Origin of the sequence: Pseudomonas sp. Irchel s3f7, assembly GCF_900187615.1 — a bacterium.
Lineage (GTDB): Bacteria > Pseudomonadota > Gammaproteobacteria > Pseudomonadales > Pseudomonadaceae > Aquipseudomonas.
On the sequence record NZ_FYDO01000016.1, the window covers coordinates 58560 to 77420 of the forward strand.

Sequence of the window (18861 nt, forward strand, 5' to 3'; positions counted from 1 at the left end):
GATTGTTTCCGAATTTTTTAGACGAGACTGAATCATGGCCCTCGACATTCACGCCCACCGCATCCTGATCCTCGACTTCGGTTCCCAGTACACCCAGCTGATCGCCCGCCGCGTGCGTGAAATCGGCGTGTACTGCGAACTGCACCCGTTCGACATGGACGAAGATGCGATCCGCGAATTCGCTCCTAAAGGCGTCATCCTCGCTGGCGGCCCAGAGTCGGTCCACGAAGCCAACAGCCCTCGCTGTCCGCAAGCAGTCTTCGACCTCGGCGTACCGGTCTTCGGTATCTGCTACGGCATGCAGACCATGGCCGAGCAACTGGGCGGCAAGGTTGAAGGTTCCGAGCTGCGTGAGTTCGGTTACGCCCGCGTAGACGTGGTCGGCAAGAGCCGCCTGCTCGACGGCATCGAAGACCACATCGACGCCGATGGCCTGTTCGGCCTCGACGTGTGGATGAGCCACGGTGACAAAGTTACCCGCATGCCGGAAGACTTCCACATCCTGGCCAGCACCCCGAGCTGCCCGATTGCCGGCATGTTCAACGATGCTCGCGGCTACTACGGCGTGCAGTTCCACCCGGAAGTGACCCACACCAAGCAGGGCGGTCGCATCCTGTCGCGCTTCATCCTCGACATCTGCGAATGTGAAGCGCTGTGGACCCCGTCGAAGATCGCTGAAGACGCCATCGCCCAGGTTCGCGCCCAGGTTGGCACCGACAACGTCCTGCTCGGCCTGTCCGGCGGCGTGGATTCGTCCGTGGTTGCCGCGCTGCTGCACAAAGCCATCGGCGACCAACTGACCTGCGTCTTCGTCGACAACGGCCTGCTGCGTCTGCACGAAGGCGAGCAAGTGATGGCTATGTTCGCCGAGAACATGGGCGTCAAAGTAATCCGCGCCAATGCTGAAGATCAGTTCCTGAACAACCTGGCCGGCGAAGCCGACCCGGAGAAGAAGCGCAAGATCATCGGCCGTACTTTCATCGACGTGTTCGATGCCCAGTCCAATAAACTGGACAACATCAAGTACCTGGCCCAGGGCACCATCTACCCGGACGTGATCGAGTCGGCTGGCGCGAAAAGCGGCAAGGCTCACGTGATCAAGTCGCACCACAACGTGGGCGGCCTGCCGGAAGAAATGAACCTGAAACTGGTCGAGCCACTGCGCGAACTGTTCAAGGACGAAGTCCGTCGTCTGGGCCTGGAACTGGGCCTGCCGTACGACATGGTCTACCGTCACCCGTTCCCGGGCCCGGGCCTGGGCGTGCGCATCCTCGGTGAAGTGAAGAAGGAATACGCCGACCTGCTGCGTCGCGCCGACCACATCTTCATCGAAGAACTGCGCAAAGCCGACTGGTACCACAAGGTCAGCCAGGCCTTCGTGGTGTTCCAGCCGGTGAAATCGGTTGGCGTGGTCGGCGATGGCCGTCGTTACGCCTGGGTCGTGGCCCTGCGTGCCGTGGAAACCATCGACTTCATGACCGCGCGTTGGGCACACCTGCCTTACGAACTGCTGGAAACCGTCAGCGGCCGCATCATCAATGAAATCGAAGGCATCTCCCGCGTTACTTACGACGTGTCGAGCAAGCCGCCAGCGACCATTGAGTGGGAATGATGAGGCGACCCACAAAGCCGGCACCCTCTAGAGTTCAACGTTAGATTCGGAGGGGCGCAGGAGGGTTTTAGCCAATGCCAGTCAGTTTTGCTGACTGGCATTTTTGTTTTTGGGTGGAAAGCGCCGAAGCAAGATTCGTCGTTTTCGGTGGATGGCAAAGGCTGGCGTAGTTTTTAGAGAAACTGTGATCGAATCAAATCCGTATCGAACGGCGTTATCCCTTGATCAGGCGCAAACACCGCCTGTGCCTGCTGCGGCGAAGCCACTCGTTCCCCCCGTGCTCGAACATGTAAGTCGAACAGAGTTTCCAAATCAGGCCGTGGTGTATGCACCAAAGCCCGCAGCATCAACGATATCCCACTGAGGTTGTTCTCGACATTGTTCCACCGGGGAGATGAAGTCAGCCCCAGATCGGCCCAGATCACGCGTCGTTCCTGCAAGTCCATAACAAATGGCAGGCAGATCTGTGTGTCGGATGCGATATCGATACGGTCGAACACGGAGCGCGGCTCGAATACTTCACCCGATGCTGCGTCGGCGCGGGCCATCCAGCCAGCGAAGCATTCTGGAAGATCGCAGTACGGCTGCTCGGTGTATGAGTTGATAGACGTGACGACGTAGCGGATACCTTTCTTGACGAGGACATTAAGGTCGAGGTCGATGAACTCCGAAGCCCCGTCGGGCGCGTCGACGATGTCGCCGCTGTGGTAGCCACCGAAACCCTTCAGGTTGTAGTACGCGACCGTTTGTGTGAACACGAAGTTGGCGTCGAAAAATGCGGCGGACAAGTCGATGTCCGTGCGTTCACAGCCATTTTTCCACCACAGGAACAGACGAATGAAACGTGTGTCAGGTATAGGCAACCGACTGCCCCGCACCAGCGTACGTAGCGATTTCGATGAGGCACGCTGCGCCAGCGGCACCCGGTATTCGCGTAATGCTGGATCGATGAAACAGCGGCCTAGTGGCGGCAGCGACGCAAAACGCTTGACGAGAGCGTCTTCACAGATTCGGGCTGCACGAGCCAACACGTCGGGTGTGAGCGGTTCGCGTCGATCCTTGATGCCATAGATTTTGGCGAATGAACCTTTCGGTGTGAAGGCCCGCAGGGGCAGGGGGCGCGGAGAGCGTACTTGGGCCAGCAACTGCAGCAGGACAGGTGACGACACTTGTGTCGCTACAGCCTCGAACGCGTCGAGAACCGACTCTGGTTCCGTCGCGCGCCGCAGGGTCGCGTCCAGCCGTCGTGCGAACTCACCAGGACGGCTCTGAAGTATTGGCACAAGCGTGGCGATGTGACGCTGGGCAAGCAATGTTTCGACACGTGATCCAAATGAGGCTGGCGCTTCGTTGCGACGCGCTGCCGTGATGGCGGCTAGCGCTCGTGGGTACTTATCGGCGTAGTCGCCCGGATGCAGTACTTCAGCCAGACGTTTCCAGCGCTCAGCATGGCGCATCACGTCTTCTACAGCGTTGGGTATGTGCTCGAGCAGGCGCAACAGCAGACGGCGCATTGAGCGCTTCATCGCGGTGAAACGTGTCGAAGTTGTCGTCAGCGACACGTCTCCTCCATTCAGCGCGACCGCCAGCCGTAGCACGTCAGTCGCCGTTTCGACGTTTCGCTCCAGGAATGCGTCCACCCGTGCGTCACTGGCGACATGCAGGATCAGTGCGCCGCCAACCCGTGCACGGATCTCCCGAAATGGGATGGTCTCAGGCAGCAGACGGAACACATCGCTTTTGTACTCTCGAATAAACCAGACGACATCGGCAGCCTCCTCTTCGGAGAGCGAGGTACGCGATGAAACCAGCGGCTCGAGCAGTGACTCGAACTCAAAGACGCTTCCCGGTTCGATAACGCGGGAAATGAAGTTGCCTTCAAGCAATGCAGGTCGAGAGTGTCCAGTCGGTGGTAAACGCCAAAGCGTGAGGCAGTGGATGACGGCGTTCAGGTACAACTGCGCCTCTGAGGCCGTCAGAACTTGCTCCGGAAAGTCAGGATAAAACGGCCGGTGGTGCACATGAGCGCCAGTCTCCCGCCGAAGCACTCCGACAATGTCGCGCAGCCAGTGCTTGAGTTCTGTCGCTGACAACATGCCGATTTGCTCAATCAGAGGCTCTGATAGTACACATCGGAATGCAGCGACTTCCCGGACAGCCGACGCGACCTGAGCGGGCGTGGCACCGCCAGTGCCCATCGGGACGTGAACTTTGGTACGGCGACGCAGGAACAGCTCCTGATTCATCCTTGATTTTCTCCCTTGGCCTCCGTCGTGAACGAGCTGCAGCATCGTGTCTACAGCCGATATAAAAACGCCTGCAAGAAGCAGGCGCGGTGTGGAGAGCGGAACCCCTAGGTCATAGGAGGTTTAGAAGGAAGGTGTTCCATAGCCACGAAGGGATTCTACGGGAGGCTGTTCCTGTTTGTCAGGTTGCTGTACATCGCAACAGTAACAAGCTGCTTCACCATGCCGGGCAAGCAAAGTGCCTGCGTTTTTTCATCCAGGATTCCTTACTGTTTCGCAGTTGCAGGTGTATCGTATTTGCCTTTTGCGGCCCTCCGGGCCTGTTGCTGATACGTGAGGTAGTTGAGTTCATGTCGTTTACCCGTCGCCAAATCCTCGGTGGCCTGGCCGGTCTTGTTGTCGTTGGTGTCGGTGCTGGGGGCGCGTCGCGCTACTGGCTGGGCAAGATGGCTGACGCCGAGGCGGGTCACGATTACGAACTGATCGCGGCACCGCTGGACGTCGAACTGGTGGCCGGGCATAAGACGCCGGCCTGGGCCTTCGGCCCATCGGCACCGGGCACCGAATTGCGTGTGCGCCAGGGTGAATGGCTGCGGGTGCGCTTCATCAATCATCTGCCGGTCGCGACCACCATTCACTGGCACGGCATCCGCCTGCCGCTGGAGATGGACGGTGTGCCTTATGTGTCGCAGCTGCCGGTATTGCCGGGTGAATACTTCGACTACAAGTTTCGCGTGCCGGATGCCGGCAGTTATTGGTACCACCCGCATGTGAACAGCAGCGAAGAACTTGGCCGGGGGCTGGTGGGGCCGCTGATCATCGAAGAGCGCGAGCCGACCGGTTTCAGGTACGAAAAAACCTTGAGTCTCAAGAGCTGGCATGTCGACGATGTGGGTAACTTCGTCGCGTTCAGCATTCCCCGTGAAGCCGCCCGTGGCGGTACGGCGGGGCGGCTGTCGACGATCAACGGCGTGCCACAAGCGGTGATCGAATTGCCGGCCGGACAGGTCACCCGCGTGCGCTTGCTCAATCTCGATAACACGCTGACCTATCGCCTGAATATTCCCGGCGTCGAAGCGCAGATCTACGCGCTGGACGGCAATCCCATCGAGCCGCGCCCACTGGGCAAGGAATACTGGCTGGGTCCCGGCATGCGCATTTGCCTGGCAATCAAGGCCCCGCCGGCCGGTGAAGAGTTGTCGTTGCGTAACGGCCCGGTGCGCTTGGGCACGTTCCGTTCGGTGGCCAATACCGACGCGCCGACCGAGTGGCCACCGGCACTGCCGGCCAACCCGATCGCCGAGCCGGACCTGGCCAACGCCGAGAAACTCAACTTCAATTTCGAATGGGTCGGCTCGGTGTCGGTCAACGTCGACAACGGCAAGCCGCCCAGCCTGTGGCAGATCAATGGCAAGGCCTGGGACATCACGGACAAGACCTGCGCCGACCGCCCGATTGCCAAGCTCGAAAAGGGCAAGAGCTACATTTTCGAATTGAAGAACATGACTCAGTATCAGCACCCGATTCACTTGCACGGCATGAGTTTCAAAGTGATCGCCTCGAACCGGCACAAGGTCATTCCGTATTTCACTGACACCTATCTGCTGGGCAAGAACGAGCGCGCTCAAGTGGCGCTGGTGGCGGATAATCCGGGAGTTTGGATGTTCCATTGCCATGTGATCGATCACATGGAAACCGGCCTGATGGCCGCCATCGAGGTGGCGTGATGCGTCAGATTCGTCCCGCCGCGATCATTGATCGCAGTCGTGATCGTGATTTCATGCGCGAAGCGTTGGCATTGGCCGCTGAAGGCGCCGCTCTCGGTGAAGTGCCGGTGGGCGCGGTGCTGGTGCAGGACGGTGAGATCATCGGTCGCGGCTTCAACTGCCCGATCAGTGGCAACGACCCTAGCGCCCACGCCGAGATGGTTGCGATCCGCAATGCGGCTCAGACCGTGAGCAACTATCGTCTGCCGGGCAGCACGCTCTACGTCACGCTGGAGCCGTGCAGCATGTGTGCGGGGCTGATCGTGCATTCGCGGATTGCGCGGGTGGTGTACGGCGCGCTGGAGCCGAAAGCGGGGATTGTGCAGAGCCAGGGGCAGTTTTTCACCCAGGGCTTTTTGAATCACCGGGTGTTGTATGAGGGCGGGGTGTTGGCGGAGGAGTGCGGGGCGGTGTTGAGCGAGTTCTTCAAGGCCCGCCGCGCAAAACCTGCAGACTAAACACCGCCCTCTGTAGGAGCTGGCTTGCCAGCGATAGCGTCGGCACACACAACCGCGATGTCGACTGAACCACCGATATCGCTGGCAAGCCAGCTCCTACAGGTGTTTGTGGATCATTTCTTCGCGACAATCACCGCCCGCATCGGCGCCGGCAATCCTTCAACGGTCTTGCTGTGATCCTCGGGATCAAGGAAGTCGCTCAACGACTGATACTTCATCCACTCCGTGCCGCGCTGTTCCTCGATTGTGGTGGTGCTGACGTCCACACATTTCACATCGGTGAACCCGGCGCGGCGCAGCCACAGTTCCAGCGCCGGAACTGACGGCAAGAACCACACGTTGCGCATTTGCGCGTATCGGTCCTCCGGCACCAGCACCTGCTGTTGGTCGCCTTCGATCACCAGGGTTTCCAGCACCAGTTCACCACCCTTGACCAGGCAATCCTTCAGCGCCAGCAAATGCTCGATGGGCGAACGGCGGTGGTAGAACACGCCCATGGAAAACACCGTGTCGAAGCCTTCGAGGTTCGGCGGCAGGTCTTCGAACGGGAAGGGCAGGTGCCAGGCATTCGGCTCTGACAGGTAACGCTGCACCGCCTGGAACTGGCAGAAGAACAGCCAGTTCGGATCGACGCCGATCACGCTGTCGGCGCCGGCGCCGAGCATGCGCCACATGTAATAGCCGTTGCCGCAGCCGACATCGAGGATGCGTTTGCCTTTCAGATCCAGGTGCGGAGCGACCCGCGACCACTTCCAGTCCGAACGCCATTCGGTGTCGACGTGCACGCCGAACAGGTCGAACGGCCCCTTGCGCCAAGGCGACAGGCCCATCAACGCCGTGCGCATTTGTGCACGGGTTTCATCGTCGCAATCGGTGTCGAGCTTCAAGCCGTTGAGCAAATCGACTTCGCTCGGCTGGATTTTCGGCAAGGCATCCAGCGCACTCTGCCAGCGCTCCAGGTCGCCGTGACCCTTCTCCATTTTCTTGTCGAGTTGTGCTTGCAGGGTGTTGGCCCATTCGGCCAGCGGCGTGCCTGCCAGACGGCGGGCGAGGGGGGACAGATCAATCATGGCAAGGCAATCAACGAGGCAAAGTTAAGACACTGGAACCACGGCACGACTTTCGAGAACCCGGCGGCCAGCAGGCGTTCGCGGTGTTCTTCGAGGCTGTCGGGCTTCATGACGTTTTCGATGGCACTGCGCTTCTGGGCAATTTCCAGTTCGCTGTAGCCGTTGGCGCGTTTGAAGGCGATGTGCAGGTCGGTGAGCAGCGCGTGCTCCTGCTCGTCTTCGAAGCGCAGTTTTTCCGAGAGGATCAATGCACCGCCGGGCAACAGTGACTGGCGGATACGCGACAGCAACGCCGTGCGCTGATCCGGGGCAATGAATTGCAGGGTGAAGTTCAGCGCCACCACCGAGGCTGGCTGGAATTGCAGGGCGAGGATATCGCCTTCGATCACTTCGACCGGCAGCAACTCCTGGAACATCGAATCCTGACCGTTGAGGTATTCGCGGCAGCGCTCGACCATGGCGGCGGAGTTATCCACAGCGATGACGCGGCAACCGTCGGTGCGCACATGACGGCGCAGGGCCTGGGTCACGGCGCCAAGGGACGAGCCGAGGTCGTAGAGCACGCTATTGGGCTGGGCGAATTGCGCGGCGAGCACGCCGAGGTTTTCCACAATGGTCGGATAACCGGGCACCGAGCGCTTGATCATGTCCGGGAACACCCGCACCACGTCCTCGTTGAAGGCGAAGTCAGGCACCTGGGTCAAAGGCTGGGCGAAAAGGCGATCGGATTCTTTGCTCACGGCGGTTCCGGCGGTATCGGTGAAAAGGCCGGCATTTTAGCCAAGTTGGCGCAGGGATGCGCGGGTTGTCTGATAAAGCGCAAAATCAAAAGATCGCAGCCTGCGGCAGCTCCTACATTGGAAACCCGATCCCCGTAGGAGCTGCCGCAGGCTGCGATCTTTTTTATGCTGAGTGCGTTTTTTGGCTGAAAGCCGAAGCAGTGATCCCCCATTGGCCAAGCCAGTAGCTGAGGATGATCACGTAAGGCGCGGCATCAAACGGCACCACGAAACGACTGATGCCAATCACGCTATCGGAAAACACAAACGCCACCGCGCCTGCTGCCGCCAACAGCGCCGAACGTTTGGGCACCTCGGTCCCGAGCCGGGCCAGTGCGCGCCAAAGCATGGCGCTGATCGCCAGGCCATAGACAATCACCGGCACCAGCAATGGCCCAAGCCCGTGGGAAATCAGAATCCCCAACAACACCGCGCCAACGCCGAGGGCGATGATCAGCGGCAACAGCGCCAGACGCCGACAGTCGCTCAAGTAGGCTTTCAGATAAGCCAGATGCGCGACCAGAAACGCCCCGAGGCCGAACACAAACAAATCCCCGGGCCACGCCAGCAGCACATCGCCGAGCAGGGAGAAAATCAATCCGAGACTGATCCAGCGCCGGTAATCGCTGGGTGGCGCGTCGTGTAGCCAGCCGAGAAGGGCCAGCACCGGCAGCGGCTTGACCAGCAGGCACAGCAAAGAGGCATGGACGCTTAGGCCGTAGAGAAAGGTCACCGCGCCCATCAGCGCCAGAATCAGCCAGCCCACGGTCAGTTAACCGAGATCGCGCAGTCGAAGGTTTCCACCGGCAACACTTCCGGCGCCCAAGGCTGTTGCGAGGTCAGGCGCAGGCGCCCGTTGCCGGGAGCAAAGGCCTGGAAGCGCCAGGTCGACACACCTGCCGCGCCCACGACGCCGGCATCCTCCGGATTTCGGTAAACCTCTGGACCTAATGCGTGCAATACGCCACCGGCTGAATCCTGGACGGCCCAGCGGTAACCTGTGGTGGGGTTGCTCGGCAGGGTCAGGATCAGGTTTTGTCCGTTGCTGAGCTGCACCGGGCATTCGCTTTGTTTTTCCACGGTCACGTTCTGTGCAGGTTGCGTGGCGCATCCGGCCAGCAAGGCGAGGGCGAGGGGGATCAACAGGCGAGTGGGGGACATAAGGTCAGTGGCTCCGGCGTTCACGACGAACGGCGAGCATAACCGAGTTGAGACAAATTGTGACAGTCAGGGAAGTCGGCGTTGTCAGTGCCGACGCCATCGCTGGCAAGCCAGGCTCCTACAGGGTTTTGCGGTGGACACATAATCTGTGAGCACCCCCAATCACTGTAGGAGCAAGCTTGCTCGCGATGGCGGTAATGCAGGCACTACAGAAACATCAGAAAAGCACCTTCGCCACATCCGCAAACCGCTTGGCGAAATGTACCGTGATGCCTTCTTTCAAATACTCCGGCAGCTCTTCGAAGCTCCCGCGGTTGGCCTCAGGCAAGATCAGTTCGAAAATCTTCTGCCGCCGCGCCGCAATGACCTTCTCGCGCACGCCACCAATCGGCAGTACATGCCCGGTCAAAGTCAGTTCGCCGGTCATCGCCACGCCTTTTTTCGGCGGCTGGTTGCGGGCCAGCGACAGCAGGGCACTGGCCATGGTCACGCCGGCGCTCGGGCCATCTTTGGGCGTCGCACCTTCCGGCACATGCAAGTGCACGAAAGCCTCATCGAAGAACTTCGCATCGCCGCCGAACATCTTCAGGTGCGAGCTGACGTAGCTGTAGGCGATTTCCGCCGATTCTTTCATCACATCGCCCAATTGCCCGGTGAGTTTGAAACCACGGTTGAGGGTGTGAATCCGTGTCGCTTCAATCGGCAAGGTCGCGCCGCCCATGCTGGTCCAGGCCAGACCGGTGATCACGCCGACTCCCGACAGCACTTGCTCGTTACGGAACACCGGTTTTCCGAGGGACGTTTCGAGGTCCTTGGTGCCGAGCTTGATCACGGCCTTTGGATCGTCGAGCAGTTTCATCACCGCTTTACGCACCAGTTTGCCGAGGTTTTTCTCCAGCTGACGTACGCCGGCTTCACGGGCATATCCGTCGACCAACGCCTTCAGGGCGTTGTCGCTGATGCTCAGGCTGCCTTTGGACACGCCCGCTTTCTCAAGCTGCTTGGGCCACAGATGACGCTTGGCGATGGCGACTTTTTCTTCGGTGATGTAACCGGACAGGCGAATTACTTCCATCCGGTCGAGCAACGGACTGGGGATCGAGTCCAGGGTGTTGGCGGTGCAGATGAACAGCACTTTCGACAGGTCCATCCGCAGATCCAGATAGTGGTCGAGGAATTCCACGTTCTGTTCCGGGTCGAGGGTTTCCAGCAAGGCCGAGGCCGGGTCGCCCTGGTAGCTCTGGCCCATCTTGTCGATCTCGTCGAGCATGATCACCGGGTTCATCACTTCGACGTCTTTGAGCGCCTGCACCAGTTTGCCCGGTTGCGCGCCGATGTAGGTGCGGCGGTGGCCCTTGATCTCGGCTTCGTCACGCATGCCGCCGAGGCTGAAGCGATAGAACGGCCGACCGAGGGATTCGGCGATGGATTTGCCGACGCTGGTCTTGCCCACGCCCGGTGGCCCCACCAGCAAAACGATGGATCCGCTGATCTCGCCTTTATAGGCACCGACCGCGAGGAATTCGAGGATGCGGTCCTTGATGTCGTCGAGGCCGGCATGGTGTTTGTCCAGCACCTTGCGGGCGTGCTTGAGGTCGAGTTTGTCCTCGCCGAAAACGCCCCACGGCACCGAGGTCGCCCAGTCGAGGTAGTTGCGCGTGACCGCATACTCCGGCGAGCCGGTCTCGAGGATCGACAGCTTGTTCATTTCCTCTTCGATGCGCTTCTGTGCCTGGGGTGACAAGACTTTGCCGACCAGCCGCTGTTCGAACTGTTCGATGTCGGCGCTGCGGTCGTCCTTGGTCAGGCCCAGTTCCTGCTGAATGACCTTGAGCTGTTCCTTGAGGAAGAACTCACGCTGATGCTCGCCGATCTTGCGGTTCACTTCGGCGGAAATCTCTTTTTGCAGACGCGCGACTTCGACTTCCTTGCGCAGCATCGGCAGGACTTTCTCCATGCGCTTGAGCATCGGCACGCAGTCGAGCACTTCCTGCAGCTCGCTGCCGGTGGCCGAGGTCAGGGCCGCGGCGAAGTCGGTCAGCGGCGATGGATCGTTGGGGCTGAAGCGGTTGAGGTAGTTCTTCAGCTCTTCGCTGTACAGCGGGTTGAGCGGCAGCAGTTCCTTGATCGCATTGATCAACGCCATGCCGTAGGCCTTGACCTCGTCGGTCGGCTCGCTCGGCTGGTGCGGGTATTCGACTTCCACCAGGTACGGCGGGCGATGGTGTTTGAGCCAGGTCTTGAGGCGGACGCGGGTCAGGCCCTGGGCGACGAACTGCAGTTTGCCGTTTTCGCGGCTGGCGTGGTGCACCTTGACCAGCGTGCCGTACAGCGGCAGGGCCGAGGTGTCGAAATGGCGCGGGTCTTCCTGGGTCGTGTCCATGTAGAACAGGGCCAGGGTGTGGTGTTCGGAGTTGGCCACCAGATCCAGCGTCTCGGCCCACGGATCTTCATTGACGATGACCGGCAGCACCTGGGCCGGGAAGAACGGGCGATTGTGGATCGGGATGATGTAGACCTTATCCGGCAGGTTTTGGCCAGGCAGGGCGAGGCCTTTGCCGGTGGTGTGGTGTTCGGCGTTCTCTGGATCGGCGTATTCGCTCGGCTCTTCGGGGAATTCTTGCTGGTCGCTCATGGGGGCACCTGCGCAATGGGTATGGGTCTTAGATGGGGCAGGTTGGCGGTGGTTTCAACGGTCAATTTGTGCAAGCAGGTGTTTTGGCTGTGTGTTCAGCGCACAGACAGGTTGGCTGGAAACTGTGACAGATGAATTCATCTGTAGGAGCCGGCTTGCTGGCGAAGGTGTGTCAGCTGCGGTGATGTCGCCTGACACGCCATCGCCAGCAAGCCGGCTCCTACAGTGTTTTTCACACGATCAAAAAAAGGCGACGCCTGTGAGGGCGTCGCCTTTGGTTTTTCTGTCGCTAAATCTTACTCGGACAGTTTGTACGCAATCACATAGTCACCCTGCTTGGTGCCCAGCGAACCGTGGCCGCCGGCGACGACGAGCACGTATTGCTTGCCGTCCTTGCCGGTGTAGGTCATCGGCGTGGTTTGCGCGCCGGCCGGCAGGCGGCCTTCCCACAGCTGCTTGCCGTTTTTCACATCGTAGGCACGCAGGTACTGGTCGAGGGTGCCGCTGAGGAAACCGACGCCACCGGCGGTGGTGAAGGTGCCGCCCAGGCTTGGCACACCCATGCTCAACGGAATCGGAACCGGCGAGCTGTCGCGCACGGTGCCGTTCTTGTGCTTCCAGATAATCTGCTGGGTGGTCAGGTCGACCGCTGCCACGTAACCCCACGCTGGCGCCTGGCATGGCAGGCCCATTGGCGACAGCAACGCTTCAAGGACTACGCCGTATGGCGCGCCTTTGTTCGGCTGCACGCCTTCGGTTTCGCTTTTGCGCGGGCCTTGGGCGGCGATTTCAGCGGCCGGGATCATTTTCGATTTGAACGCCATGTAGCTCGGGTTCACGAATGCGATCTGACGCACCGGGTCAACCGAGATACCGCCCCAGTCGAACACACCGAAGTTACCCGGATACACAATCGAACCCTGCAGCGATGGCGGTGTGAACGGGCCGTCGTAGCGCATGGATTTGAAGTCGATCCGGCAGATCAGTTGGTCGAACGGTGTAACGCCCCACATGTCGCGCTCTTGCAGCGGCGGCGGCATCAGGTTGAGGTCGGACTTCGGTTGGGTCGGCGAGGTGTGGTCGCCTTCCACTGCGCCCTGCGGCACCGGCACTTCATTGATCGGCACGATGGCCTGGCCGGTGCTGCGGTCCAGCACGTAGATGCTGCCTTGCTTGGTCGATGCCAATACCGCTTGTTTGACGCCGTCAGCGGTTTTCAGGTCCATCAGGGTTGGCTGGCCGCCGACGTCCATGTCCCACAGGTCATGGTGAGTGAACTGGAAGTGCCAGCGCACTTGACCGGTGGCGATGTCCAGGGCAGTCAGGCCGGCTGCGTGCAGTTCAGATTCAGGGGTGCGATCACCACCGAACTGGTCCGGGGTCTGGTTGCCCATCGGCAGGTAAAGCATGCCGAGTTTTTCATCGACGGCGAACATGGACCACATGTTCGGCGAGTTGCGGGTGTAGACCTCACCTTCGGCAATCGGCGTGGTGTCGTCCGGGTTGCCGCTGTCCCAATTCCACACCAGTTTGCCGGTGTGCACGTCGAACGCGCGGATCACGCCGCTTGGCTCGTCGGTGGAGACGTTGTCGGTGACGTGACCGCCGATCACCACCAGGTCCTTGGTGACTGCGGGTGGCGAAGTGGAGTAGTAACCGCCGGCCGTGAAGCCGCCGATGTTGGCGCGCAGGTCGACCTGGCCCTTGTCGCCGAAGTCTTCGCACATCTTGCCGGTGTCGGCGTTGAGGGCAATCAGACGGGTGTCGGCGGTCGGCAGGAAGATGCGGCGCGGGCAAGCGTTGGCCGGGGCCGGGCTGGCCGAACCGGTCGGGCTCTGCTCGGAGGCATACACGGCGTCATCGTGATAGGTCACGCCACGGCAGGTCATGTGCGCCCAACCCTTGAAGTTCGCCGCGTTCTGCGTGGAGAGCTTCGGATCGAAACGCCAGATTTCCTTGCCAGTGTCCGGGTCCAGTGCAATCACCTGGCTGTGCGGCGTGCACACGTAGAGCATGCCGTTGACTTTCAGCGGGGTGTTTTCGGCGGTAGTTTCGCCCGGGTCGTTCGGCCCTGGCAGGTCGCCGGTGCGATAAGACCAGGCTTCGACCAGTTTGTGGGCGTTCTGCGGCGTGATCTGCGCCAGCGGCGAGTAACGGTCGCCGTGGGCGCTACGGCCGTAGGAGTTCCAGTCGCCGTCGGGCATGGCCGGGGCGGTGTTGGTCATGCCCGGCACGCTGTCGCGGTCCAGTTGGCCTTTGATTTCACCGGGGTTGGTGAACTGGCTGGCCAGTGCCGTCGCGCCCGCGAGCACTACGGCGACGCTCAGTGCGCCCGTGCCCATCGGTGCGCCGCCGCTGACCAGCAGCGGACGGCGGAACCACGGCAGCAACATGACGATGCCCAGCCCGAACAGCAGCGACAGACGCGGCACCAGTTGCCACCAGTCGAGGCCGACTTCCCACAATGCCCACACGGTACTGGCGAACAGCACCAGTGCGTACAGGCCCAGCGCTGCGCGGCGAGCGGCGATCAACAACGCGCCGGTCAGTGCCAGGCCGATACCGGCCAGCAGGTAATACAGCGAGCCGCCGAGCATGCTCAGCTTGATCCCGCCGGCCAGCATGGCCAGGCCCATCAGCAGAAGCAAAATGCCGAGCAGGGTCGGCAATAGACGGCTTCGACTCAAGGCACTATCTGTGCTCATAGTGTGATTCTCCGTGATGTTTCAAAGAGTCCCGCGCAAGTTCACTGTAGATGACGATCTTGCTGGGGCATGGTTCAGATAAAACCGATTGGGTTGACGCAATCCCTTGTAGGAGCTGGCTTGCCGGCGATGGCGGTGTGCCAGCGGGCATGTGTGTCGACTGATACACCGCCATCGCCGGCAAGCCGGCTCCTACAGGGTTTTTGGTGTTTTTTAGAACGAGGACTGGATCTTGATCCCGCCGATCAGCGCGTCATCGACCTCGTTCACGCCACCGGGATGGCGGATGTATTGCAGGTTCGGGCGCACGGTCAGCCAGTTTGTGACGTGCACGCCGTAATACAGCTCGGCGCTGTATTCGGTGTCTTGGGGTGGCAGGTAGGACGGATCGTCATAGTCGTAGACGGCGCGGGCCTGGTTGGTCGCCTCAGCGTTCTTGCGATAAGCCGGGTTGACGTGGACGCGGGCCATGGCGAAGCCGATGTCGTCCTTGGCGCGTGCGTCGAACACACCTTTGTAGACGACGCCGGCCTGGACATAGTTGTCGATGGCGTTGGTCTTTTTGTCGTGCATCGTGCCGTTGGCGAATACGCTCAGACCGCGCGAATGGTCGCTGGCGAGGCTGGTGATTTGCTGCTGGATGCCGAGCCACATGCCGTGCTTGCTCGATGCGCTGCGGTAGGCCTCGCCACTCAGGGCGGCAGGCTGGCCGTTGCTGTCTTTGTAGACATCGGTGGCGTCGGCGTTGCTGTAGTAATAGCCGGCGCGGTACTCGCCCGACAGACCATTGAGCTTCGGCGTCCACACCAGCTCCACCGGCAGGATCGCGCCCTGGGTGCCGCTGCCACTGAGCTTGAACCCGTTGTCGCGATCAAGGTTCGACGGGTTTTGCTCATACACGCCGACTTGCGCGTACAGCTCCGGCGTCAGGTGATATTTGACCCGCATCGCCCACTGGCTGACCGGCCAGTTGTACCAGATGCTGCCCGCCCAGTTGCCGACCTGGGAGCCGCAGAACGCCAGGTTCTGGAAGTCGCAAGGGAAGCTGTTGAAATCTTCGCCTTCGCCAAAACGGCCGACCTTGATGTCGAGCGTTTGATCGAGGAACTTCTGCTGATACCACATCTGTGTCAAACGCCAGGTCTGGCCGCGCCCCCAGACTTCCTGGGCGGACGTGAAGCCGCCGACACGCGGATCGTTGATGCGGTCGTTGCTGATGTTGTTGCCGCTGCGTTCGGTGATGGTCAGCTGAAATTCGGCGTCGTTCCAGCCGAGGATTTTCTGCAAGTCCAGGTGGGTCCCCAAGGCAAACTGGTCGCTGTAGCGCGCAGTGCGATCGTCGTCGTAGCCGCCATGCAGGTTGCTGCCCATTTCGCCGGTGTAATCGACTTTGAAGTCGTAGCCTTTTTCCGCGAGTTCTGTGCGAGTGCCGTTCCAGTCGCCGAGCATCCACGGCGAGTCGCTGTCGAAGGCCGGCGCCGCTTGTGCACAAGTGGCGACGCCAAGCGCGGTGAACCCACTGAGCAGATTCATGACGTTTCGATGGGCAACAGATGGTAAGACAGCGCTGTCTCGCAAGCTTTTTACGTAAGGCATAGGGAAGAGATTCTTGATCTTTTTCTGGAAGTAATCGGGAAGTGCAGTTGATGGATGAAGCGTTTCAGCTAAGGCGGGCGCAAGGATAATGTTCTGTTACAAATAGAGAAAGGGCTTTTGCTGACATGGAGCGTTTCGGATTTGGTAACAGTCAGCGGGAAAAGATCGCAGCCTCGTTTCACTCGACAGCTCCAACAGGTGAACGCATTCCAATGTAGAAGCTGTCGAGTGAAACGAGACTGCGATCTTTTCCGTTTCACCTACATTTGACGTAAGGTGCGCGACTTCCCAATCCTCACACTGCTCGAAGGCCCGGCATGACCGAACACAACATTGACCCGCTGCATGGCGTGACGCTGGAACAGATCCTCAATGCGCTGGTTGAACATTACGAGTGGTCGGGGCTGGCCGAGCGCATCGATATTCGCTGCTTCAAGAGTGACCCGAGCATTAAGTCGAGCCTGACGTTCCTGCGCAAAACGCCGTGGGCGCGGGAGAAAGTCGAGCGTCTGTACGTGAAGCTGATGCGCACCAAGCGTCCACTCTGAACATGGTCAATCCGTCGGTGCGGCGTCGTTTTGTGGCGGTGGCGGCCGTGCTTGGCTGGGTGGGATTGAGCATTCAGATGTACCTGATCTTCCACTCGCGCTGGACGCTGGACGCGAGTCTGATCGGTGGTCTGGTCAGCTTCTTCAGCTACTTCACGGTGCTGAGCAATACCCTGGTGGCGACGGTGTTGACCTGTGAACTCACGTCCCGCGATTCGGCGGCACGGCGCTGGTTTTTGCAACCCTGGGTCAGCAGTGCGATTGCGGTGAGCATCGCGGTGGTGAGCCTCACCTACAACGTGCTACTACGCCACTTGTGGCATCCCGAAGGTTGGCAATGGCTGGCCGATGAGTTGTTGCATGACGTGATGCCGCTGCTGTTTCTGGGCTATTGGTGGTGCTACGTGCCCAAGGGCACTTTGCGTGTCTGGCATATTTCGGTGTGGTTGATTTATCCGCTGGTGTACTTCGCCTATTCGATGTGGCGCGGGCATTTGCTGGCGGTTTATCCCTATCCGTTCATCGATGTGGATAAGTTGGGTTATCCACAGGTGTTTGTGAATGCCGGCGGGTTGATGGTGGGGTTTGTGGTGATTGGGTTGGTGGTGATCGGTTTGGATCGCTGGCGCGCCCGCTCTTTGTAGGAGCGAGCCTGCTCGCGATGGACGTCAACGATAACGCTTCGAGCCTGGCACCCCGCGGCGTTCTCAGGTTTTTCGCGAGCATGCTCGCTGCTACAGGTTGCTACTCCGCGTCGCTGCTATCCAGCTTCCAGTAGCCAACGGCTTTGACGTACTGATCGTCCAGTCCATGCTCATCCAGCAACACCCGACGAATCTGCCGCGAGACTTTGCTCTCCGTCGCCACCCAGGCATACAGACTGCCAGCGGGCACCTGCATCTGGCGCACGGTGGTCAGCAAATGGTCTTGCCCACCTTCGCGCAGCACCCAGATCACATTGACCTCGGCAGCACTTTGCAGCACTTGCTGTTCCTTGCCGTTCTCCACTTCGATGATTACCAATGCACGTCGATTGGCTGCCAGGCCTTCGAGACGCCGGGCGATGGCGGGGAGGGCGGTTTCGTCGCCGATCAGCAAATAGCTGTCGAAGATATCCGGCACGATCATCGAACCCCGAGGCCCGCCGATGTACAGGAACTGCCCCGGTTTCGCCTGTTCCGCCCAGGTCGACGCAGGGCCGTCGCCGTGCAGGACGAAATCGATGTCCAGCTCCAGCGTATTCAGGTCATAGCGCCGCGGGGTGTAGTCGCGCATTTCCGGCATCGGGCCGTTGTCCTTGCCTGCCCCCAGGACCAATGTCTCCAGCGCGGCGGCTTGCTCGGCGTTCTGCGGGAACATCAGTTTGACGTGATCATCGGTGCCCAGGCTGACGAAGCCCGCAAGCTCTGGTCCGCCCAGGGTGATGCGACGCATGCGCGGCGTCAGGTCAACCACCCGCAGCACTTCCAGGCGACGGCGTTTGATTTCGTGCATGACGCGGTGAATGGTTTGGCTCACTTCAGTCATTCAGCTTGCTCCTGAACGGGTTGAACGGCGGGGCCGTCGACAATGGCTTTGGCCGTGTTGTTGAGCAGGTCGCGCACCCGCAGGATTTCTTCCGGGCTCCAGCGTCCGTGATGTAGCTGTAATGCGTGGCGCAGGTTGTGCACCGCCTCATGAATTTCCGGCGGTCGATCATGCCCGCGCAACGAACGTTTGCTCACCTCGATGCGCATGCGCACGCCATCCAGCGCAACGGCTTGGTCCTGCAAGGAAAGACGTCCGGCGTCGGTAATTGTGTAGCGTTTTTTTCCGCCTTCGGCGTCGCCCTGGATCAACTCGCTTTCTTCGAGGAACGTCAGGGTCGGGTAAATCACACCGGGGCTTGGGCTGTAGGCGCCGTCGAACAGGCTTTCGATCTGGCGGATCAGGTCGTAGCCGTGGCACGGTTGTTCGGCGATCAAGGCCAGCAGCAGCAGCTTCAAATCGCCGGGGGCAAATACTCGTGGACCGCGACCACCGCGCTCGCGGCCGGGGCGTTTCTCGAAGCCGTCGCGGCCGTCGCCGTGTTCGCGGTGGGGGGAATGATGGTCTCTCATTTCGTCTTCTCTCGTCGTGTTTAGATACAACTTAAGATATATCTTTGCGAGAGAGCAAGGGCTTCTGACCAACGGTGGGTGTCAAGCAGGTCAACGCGATGAGGGCTGAGCCCTGAAATCTACGAAAGCGAACAATTTTTAATTAGAGTAAATAACTAGAAATTAGTGTTAACTCTCTAATTGCGA

15 protein-coding genes are annotated in these 18861 nt (G+C 60.2%); 5 read left to right on the forward strand and 10 right to left on the reverse strand.

Translation table 11 applies throughout. The features are described from left to right. The first annotated feature begins 34 nt into the window (after positions 1-34). Positions 35-1612, forward strand: coding sequence for a glutamine-hydrolyzing GMP synthase (guaA, locus tag CKW19_RS15505; protein WP_095058626.1), 1578 nt, complete (start codon positions 35-37; stop codon positions 1610-1612). 173 nt (positions 1613-1785) lie between these two features. On the opposite strand, the gene CKW19_RS15510 is transcribed toward guaA, so the two are convergent. Further along, on the reverse strand, positions 1786-3858 hold the full coding sequence (locus CKW19_RS15510) for a TerD family protein (protein ID WP_095058627.1): 2073 nt from the start codon (positions 3856-3858) through the stop codon (positions 1786-1788). 350 nt (positions 3859-4208) lie between these two features. Between CKW19_RS15510 and CKW19_RS15515 the strand changes: the two genes are divergently transcribed. Next, positions 4209-5585 (forward strand): multicopper oxidase family protein, encoded by a 1377-nt coding sequence (locus CKW19_RS15515; RefSeq protein WP_095058628.1) that lies wholly within the window; start codon positions 4209-4211, stop codon positions 5583-5585. Continuing rightward, entirely contained in the window at positions 5585-6082 is a 498-nt protein-coding gene (gene tadA / locus CKW19_RS15520) for a tRNA adenosine(34) deaminase TadA (RefSeq protein ID WP_095058629.1), read from the forward strand. Before CKW19_RS15515 ends, tadA begins: the two co-directional genes overlap by 1 nt. A 113-nt stretch (positions 6083-6195) precedes the next feature. On the opposite strand, the gene cmoB is transcribed toward tadA, so the two are convergent. The 7 genes from cmoB to CKW19_RS15555 form a co-directional block, all read right to left on the reverse strand. After that, a complete protein-coding gene (gene cmoB / locus CKW19_RS15525) occupies positions 6196-7152 on the reverse strand; it encodes a tRNA 5-methoxyuridine(34)/uridine 5-oxyacetic acid(34) synthase CmoB (RefSeq protein ID WP_095058630.1) in 957 nt (318 codons plus the stop codon). Continuing rightward, entirely contained in the window at positions 7149-7892 is a 744-nt protein-coding gene (gene cmoA / locus CKW19_RS15530) for a carboxy-S-adenosyl-L-methionine synthase CmoA (protein ID WP_095058631.1), read from the reverse strand. Before cmoA ends, cmoB begins: the two co-directional genes overlap by 4 nt. 163 nt (positions 7893-8055) lie before the next feature. Continuing rightward, a complete protein-coding gene (locus CKW19_RS15535; protein ID WP_095058632.1) occupies positions 8056-8697 on the reverse strand; it encodes a lysoplasmalogenase in 642 nt (213 codons plus the stop codon). 2 nt (positions 8698-8699) lie between these two features. Continuing rightward, entirely contained in the window at positions 8700-9092 is a 393-nt protein-coding gene (locus CKW19_RS15540) for a protease inhibitor I42 family protein (RefSeq protein WP_095058633.1), read from the reverse strand. Positions 9093-9309: 217 nt separating this feature from the next. After that, positions 9310-11727 carry an endopeptidase La gene (gene lon / locus CKW19_RS15545; RefSeq protein ID WP_095058634.1) on the reverse strand — a complete coding sequence of 806 codons (2418 nt, stop codon included), beginning with the start codon at positions 11725-11727 and terminating at the stop codon, positions 9310-9312. Between the two features lie 296 nt (positions 11728-12023). Further along, positions 12024-14432: a glucose/quinate/shikimate family membrane-bound PQQ-dependent dehydrogenase gene (locus CKW19_RS15550; protein WP_095058635.1), complete on the reverse strand. Its 2409-nt coding sequence runs from the start codon at positions 14430-14432 to the stop codon at positions 12024-12026. A gap of 213 nt (positions 14433-14645) precedes the next feature. Beyond that, on the reverse strand, positions 14646-16028 hold the full coding sequence (locus tag CKW19_RS15555) for a carbohydrate porin (RefSeq protein ID WP_095058636.1): 1383 nt from the start codon (positions 16026-16028) through the stop codon (positions 14646-14648). A 317-nt stretch (positions 16029-16345) separates the two neighbouring features. Between CKW19_RS15555 and CKW19_RS15560 the strand changes: the two genes are divergently transcribed. Both CKW19_RS15560 and CKW19_RS15565 read left to right on the forward strand, forming a co-directional pair. Beyond that, entirely contained in the window at positions 16346-16576 is a 231-nt protein-coding gene (locus CKW19_RS15560; protein ID WP_007975135.1) for a VF530 family DNA-binding protein, read from the forward strand. A gap of 2 nt (positions 16577-16578) precedes the next feature. Further along, entirely contained in the window at positions 16579-17220 is a 642-nt protein-coding gene (locus CKW19_RS15565) for a Pr6Pr family membrane protein (RefSeq protein WP_095058637.1), read from the forward strand. A 100-nt stretch (positions 17221-17320) separates the two neighbouring features. Here CKW19_RS15565 and CKW19_RS15570 read toward each other — a convergent pair whose 3' ends face one another. Together CKW19_RS15570 and CKW19_RS15575 are read right to left on the reverse strand one after the other, a co-directional pair. Next, complete coding sequence (locus CKW19_RS15570; RefSeq protein ID WP_095058638.1) at positions 17321-18103, reverse strand: siderophore-interacting protein; 783 nt, start codon at positions 18101-18103, stop codon at positions 17321-17323. Beyond that, on the reverse strand, positions 18100-18675 hold the full coding sequence (locus CKW19_RS15575) for a PadR family transcriptional regulator (RefSeq protein ID WP_095058639.1): 576 nt from the start codon (positions 18673-18675) through the stop codon (positions 18100-18102). Before CKW19_RS15575 ends, CKW19_RS15570 begins: the two co-directional genes overlap by 4 nt. Positions 18676-18861 lie beyond the last annotated feature (186 nt).

Excerpts from the sequence above, each read along its gene's own strand:
- lon (WP_095058634.1), bottom strand. The coding sequence starts at position 11,727 with ATGAGCGACCAGCAAGAATTCCCCGAAGAGCCGAGCGAATACGCCGAT.
- CKW19_RS15510 (WP_095058627.1), bottom strand. The coding sequence starts at position 3,858 with ATGAATCAGGAGCTGTTCCTGCGTCGCCGTACCAAAGTTCACGTCCCG.
- CKW19_RS15560 (WP_007975135.1), top strand. The coding sequence starts at position 16,346 with ATGACCGAACACAACATTGACCCGCTGCATGGCGTGACGCTGGAACAG.
- CKW19_RS15515 (WP_095058628.1), top strand. The coding sequence starts at position 4,209 with ATGTCGTTTACCCGTCGCCAAATCCTCGGTGGCCTGGCCGGTCTTGTT.
- CKW19_RS15570 (WP_095058638.1), bottom strand. The coding sequence starts at position 18,103 with ATGACTGAAGTGAGCCAAACCATTCACCGCGTCATGCACGAAATCAAA.
- CKW19_RS15565 (WP_095058637.1), top strand. The coding sequence starts at position 16,579 with ATGGTCAATCCGTCGGTGCGGCGTCGTTTTGTGGCGGTGGCGGCCGTG.
- tadA (WP_095058629.1), top strand. The coding sequence starts at position 5,585 with ATGCGTCAGATTCGTCCCGCCGCGATCATTGATCGCAGTCGTGATCGT.
- CKW19_RS15540 (WP_095058633.1), bottom strand. The coding sequence starts at position 9,092 with ATGTCCCCCACTCGCCTGTTGATCCCCCTCGCCCTCGCCTTGCTGGCC.
- CKW19_RS15575 (WP_095058639.1), bottom strand. The coding sequence starts at position 18,675 with ATGAGAGACCATCATTCCCCCCACCGCGAACACGGCGACGGCCGCGAC.
- CKW19_RS15555 (WP_095058636.1), bottom strand. The coding sequence starts at position 16,028 with ATGCCTTACGTAAAAAGCTTGCGAGACAGCGCTGTCTTACCATCTGTT.
- cmoB (WP_095058630.1), bottom strand. The coding sequence starts at position 7,152 with ATGATTGATCTGTCCCCCCTCGCCCGCCGTCTGGCAGGCACGCCGCTG.
- CKW19_RS15550 (WP_095058635.1), bottom strand. The coding sequence starts at position 14,432 with ATGAGCACAGATAGTGCCTTGAGTCGAAGCCGTCTATTGCCGACCCTG.
- guaA (WP_095058626.1), top strand. The coding sequence starts at position 35 with ATGGCCCTCGACATTCACGCCCACCGCATCCTGATCCTCGACTTCGGT.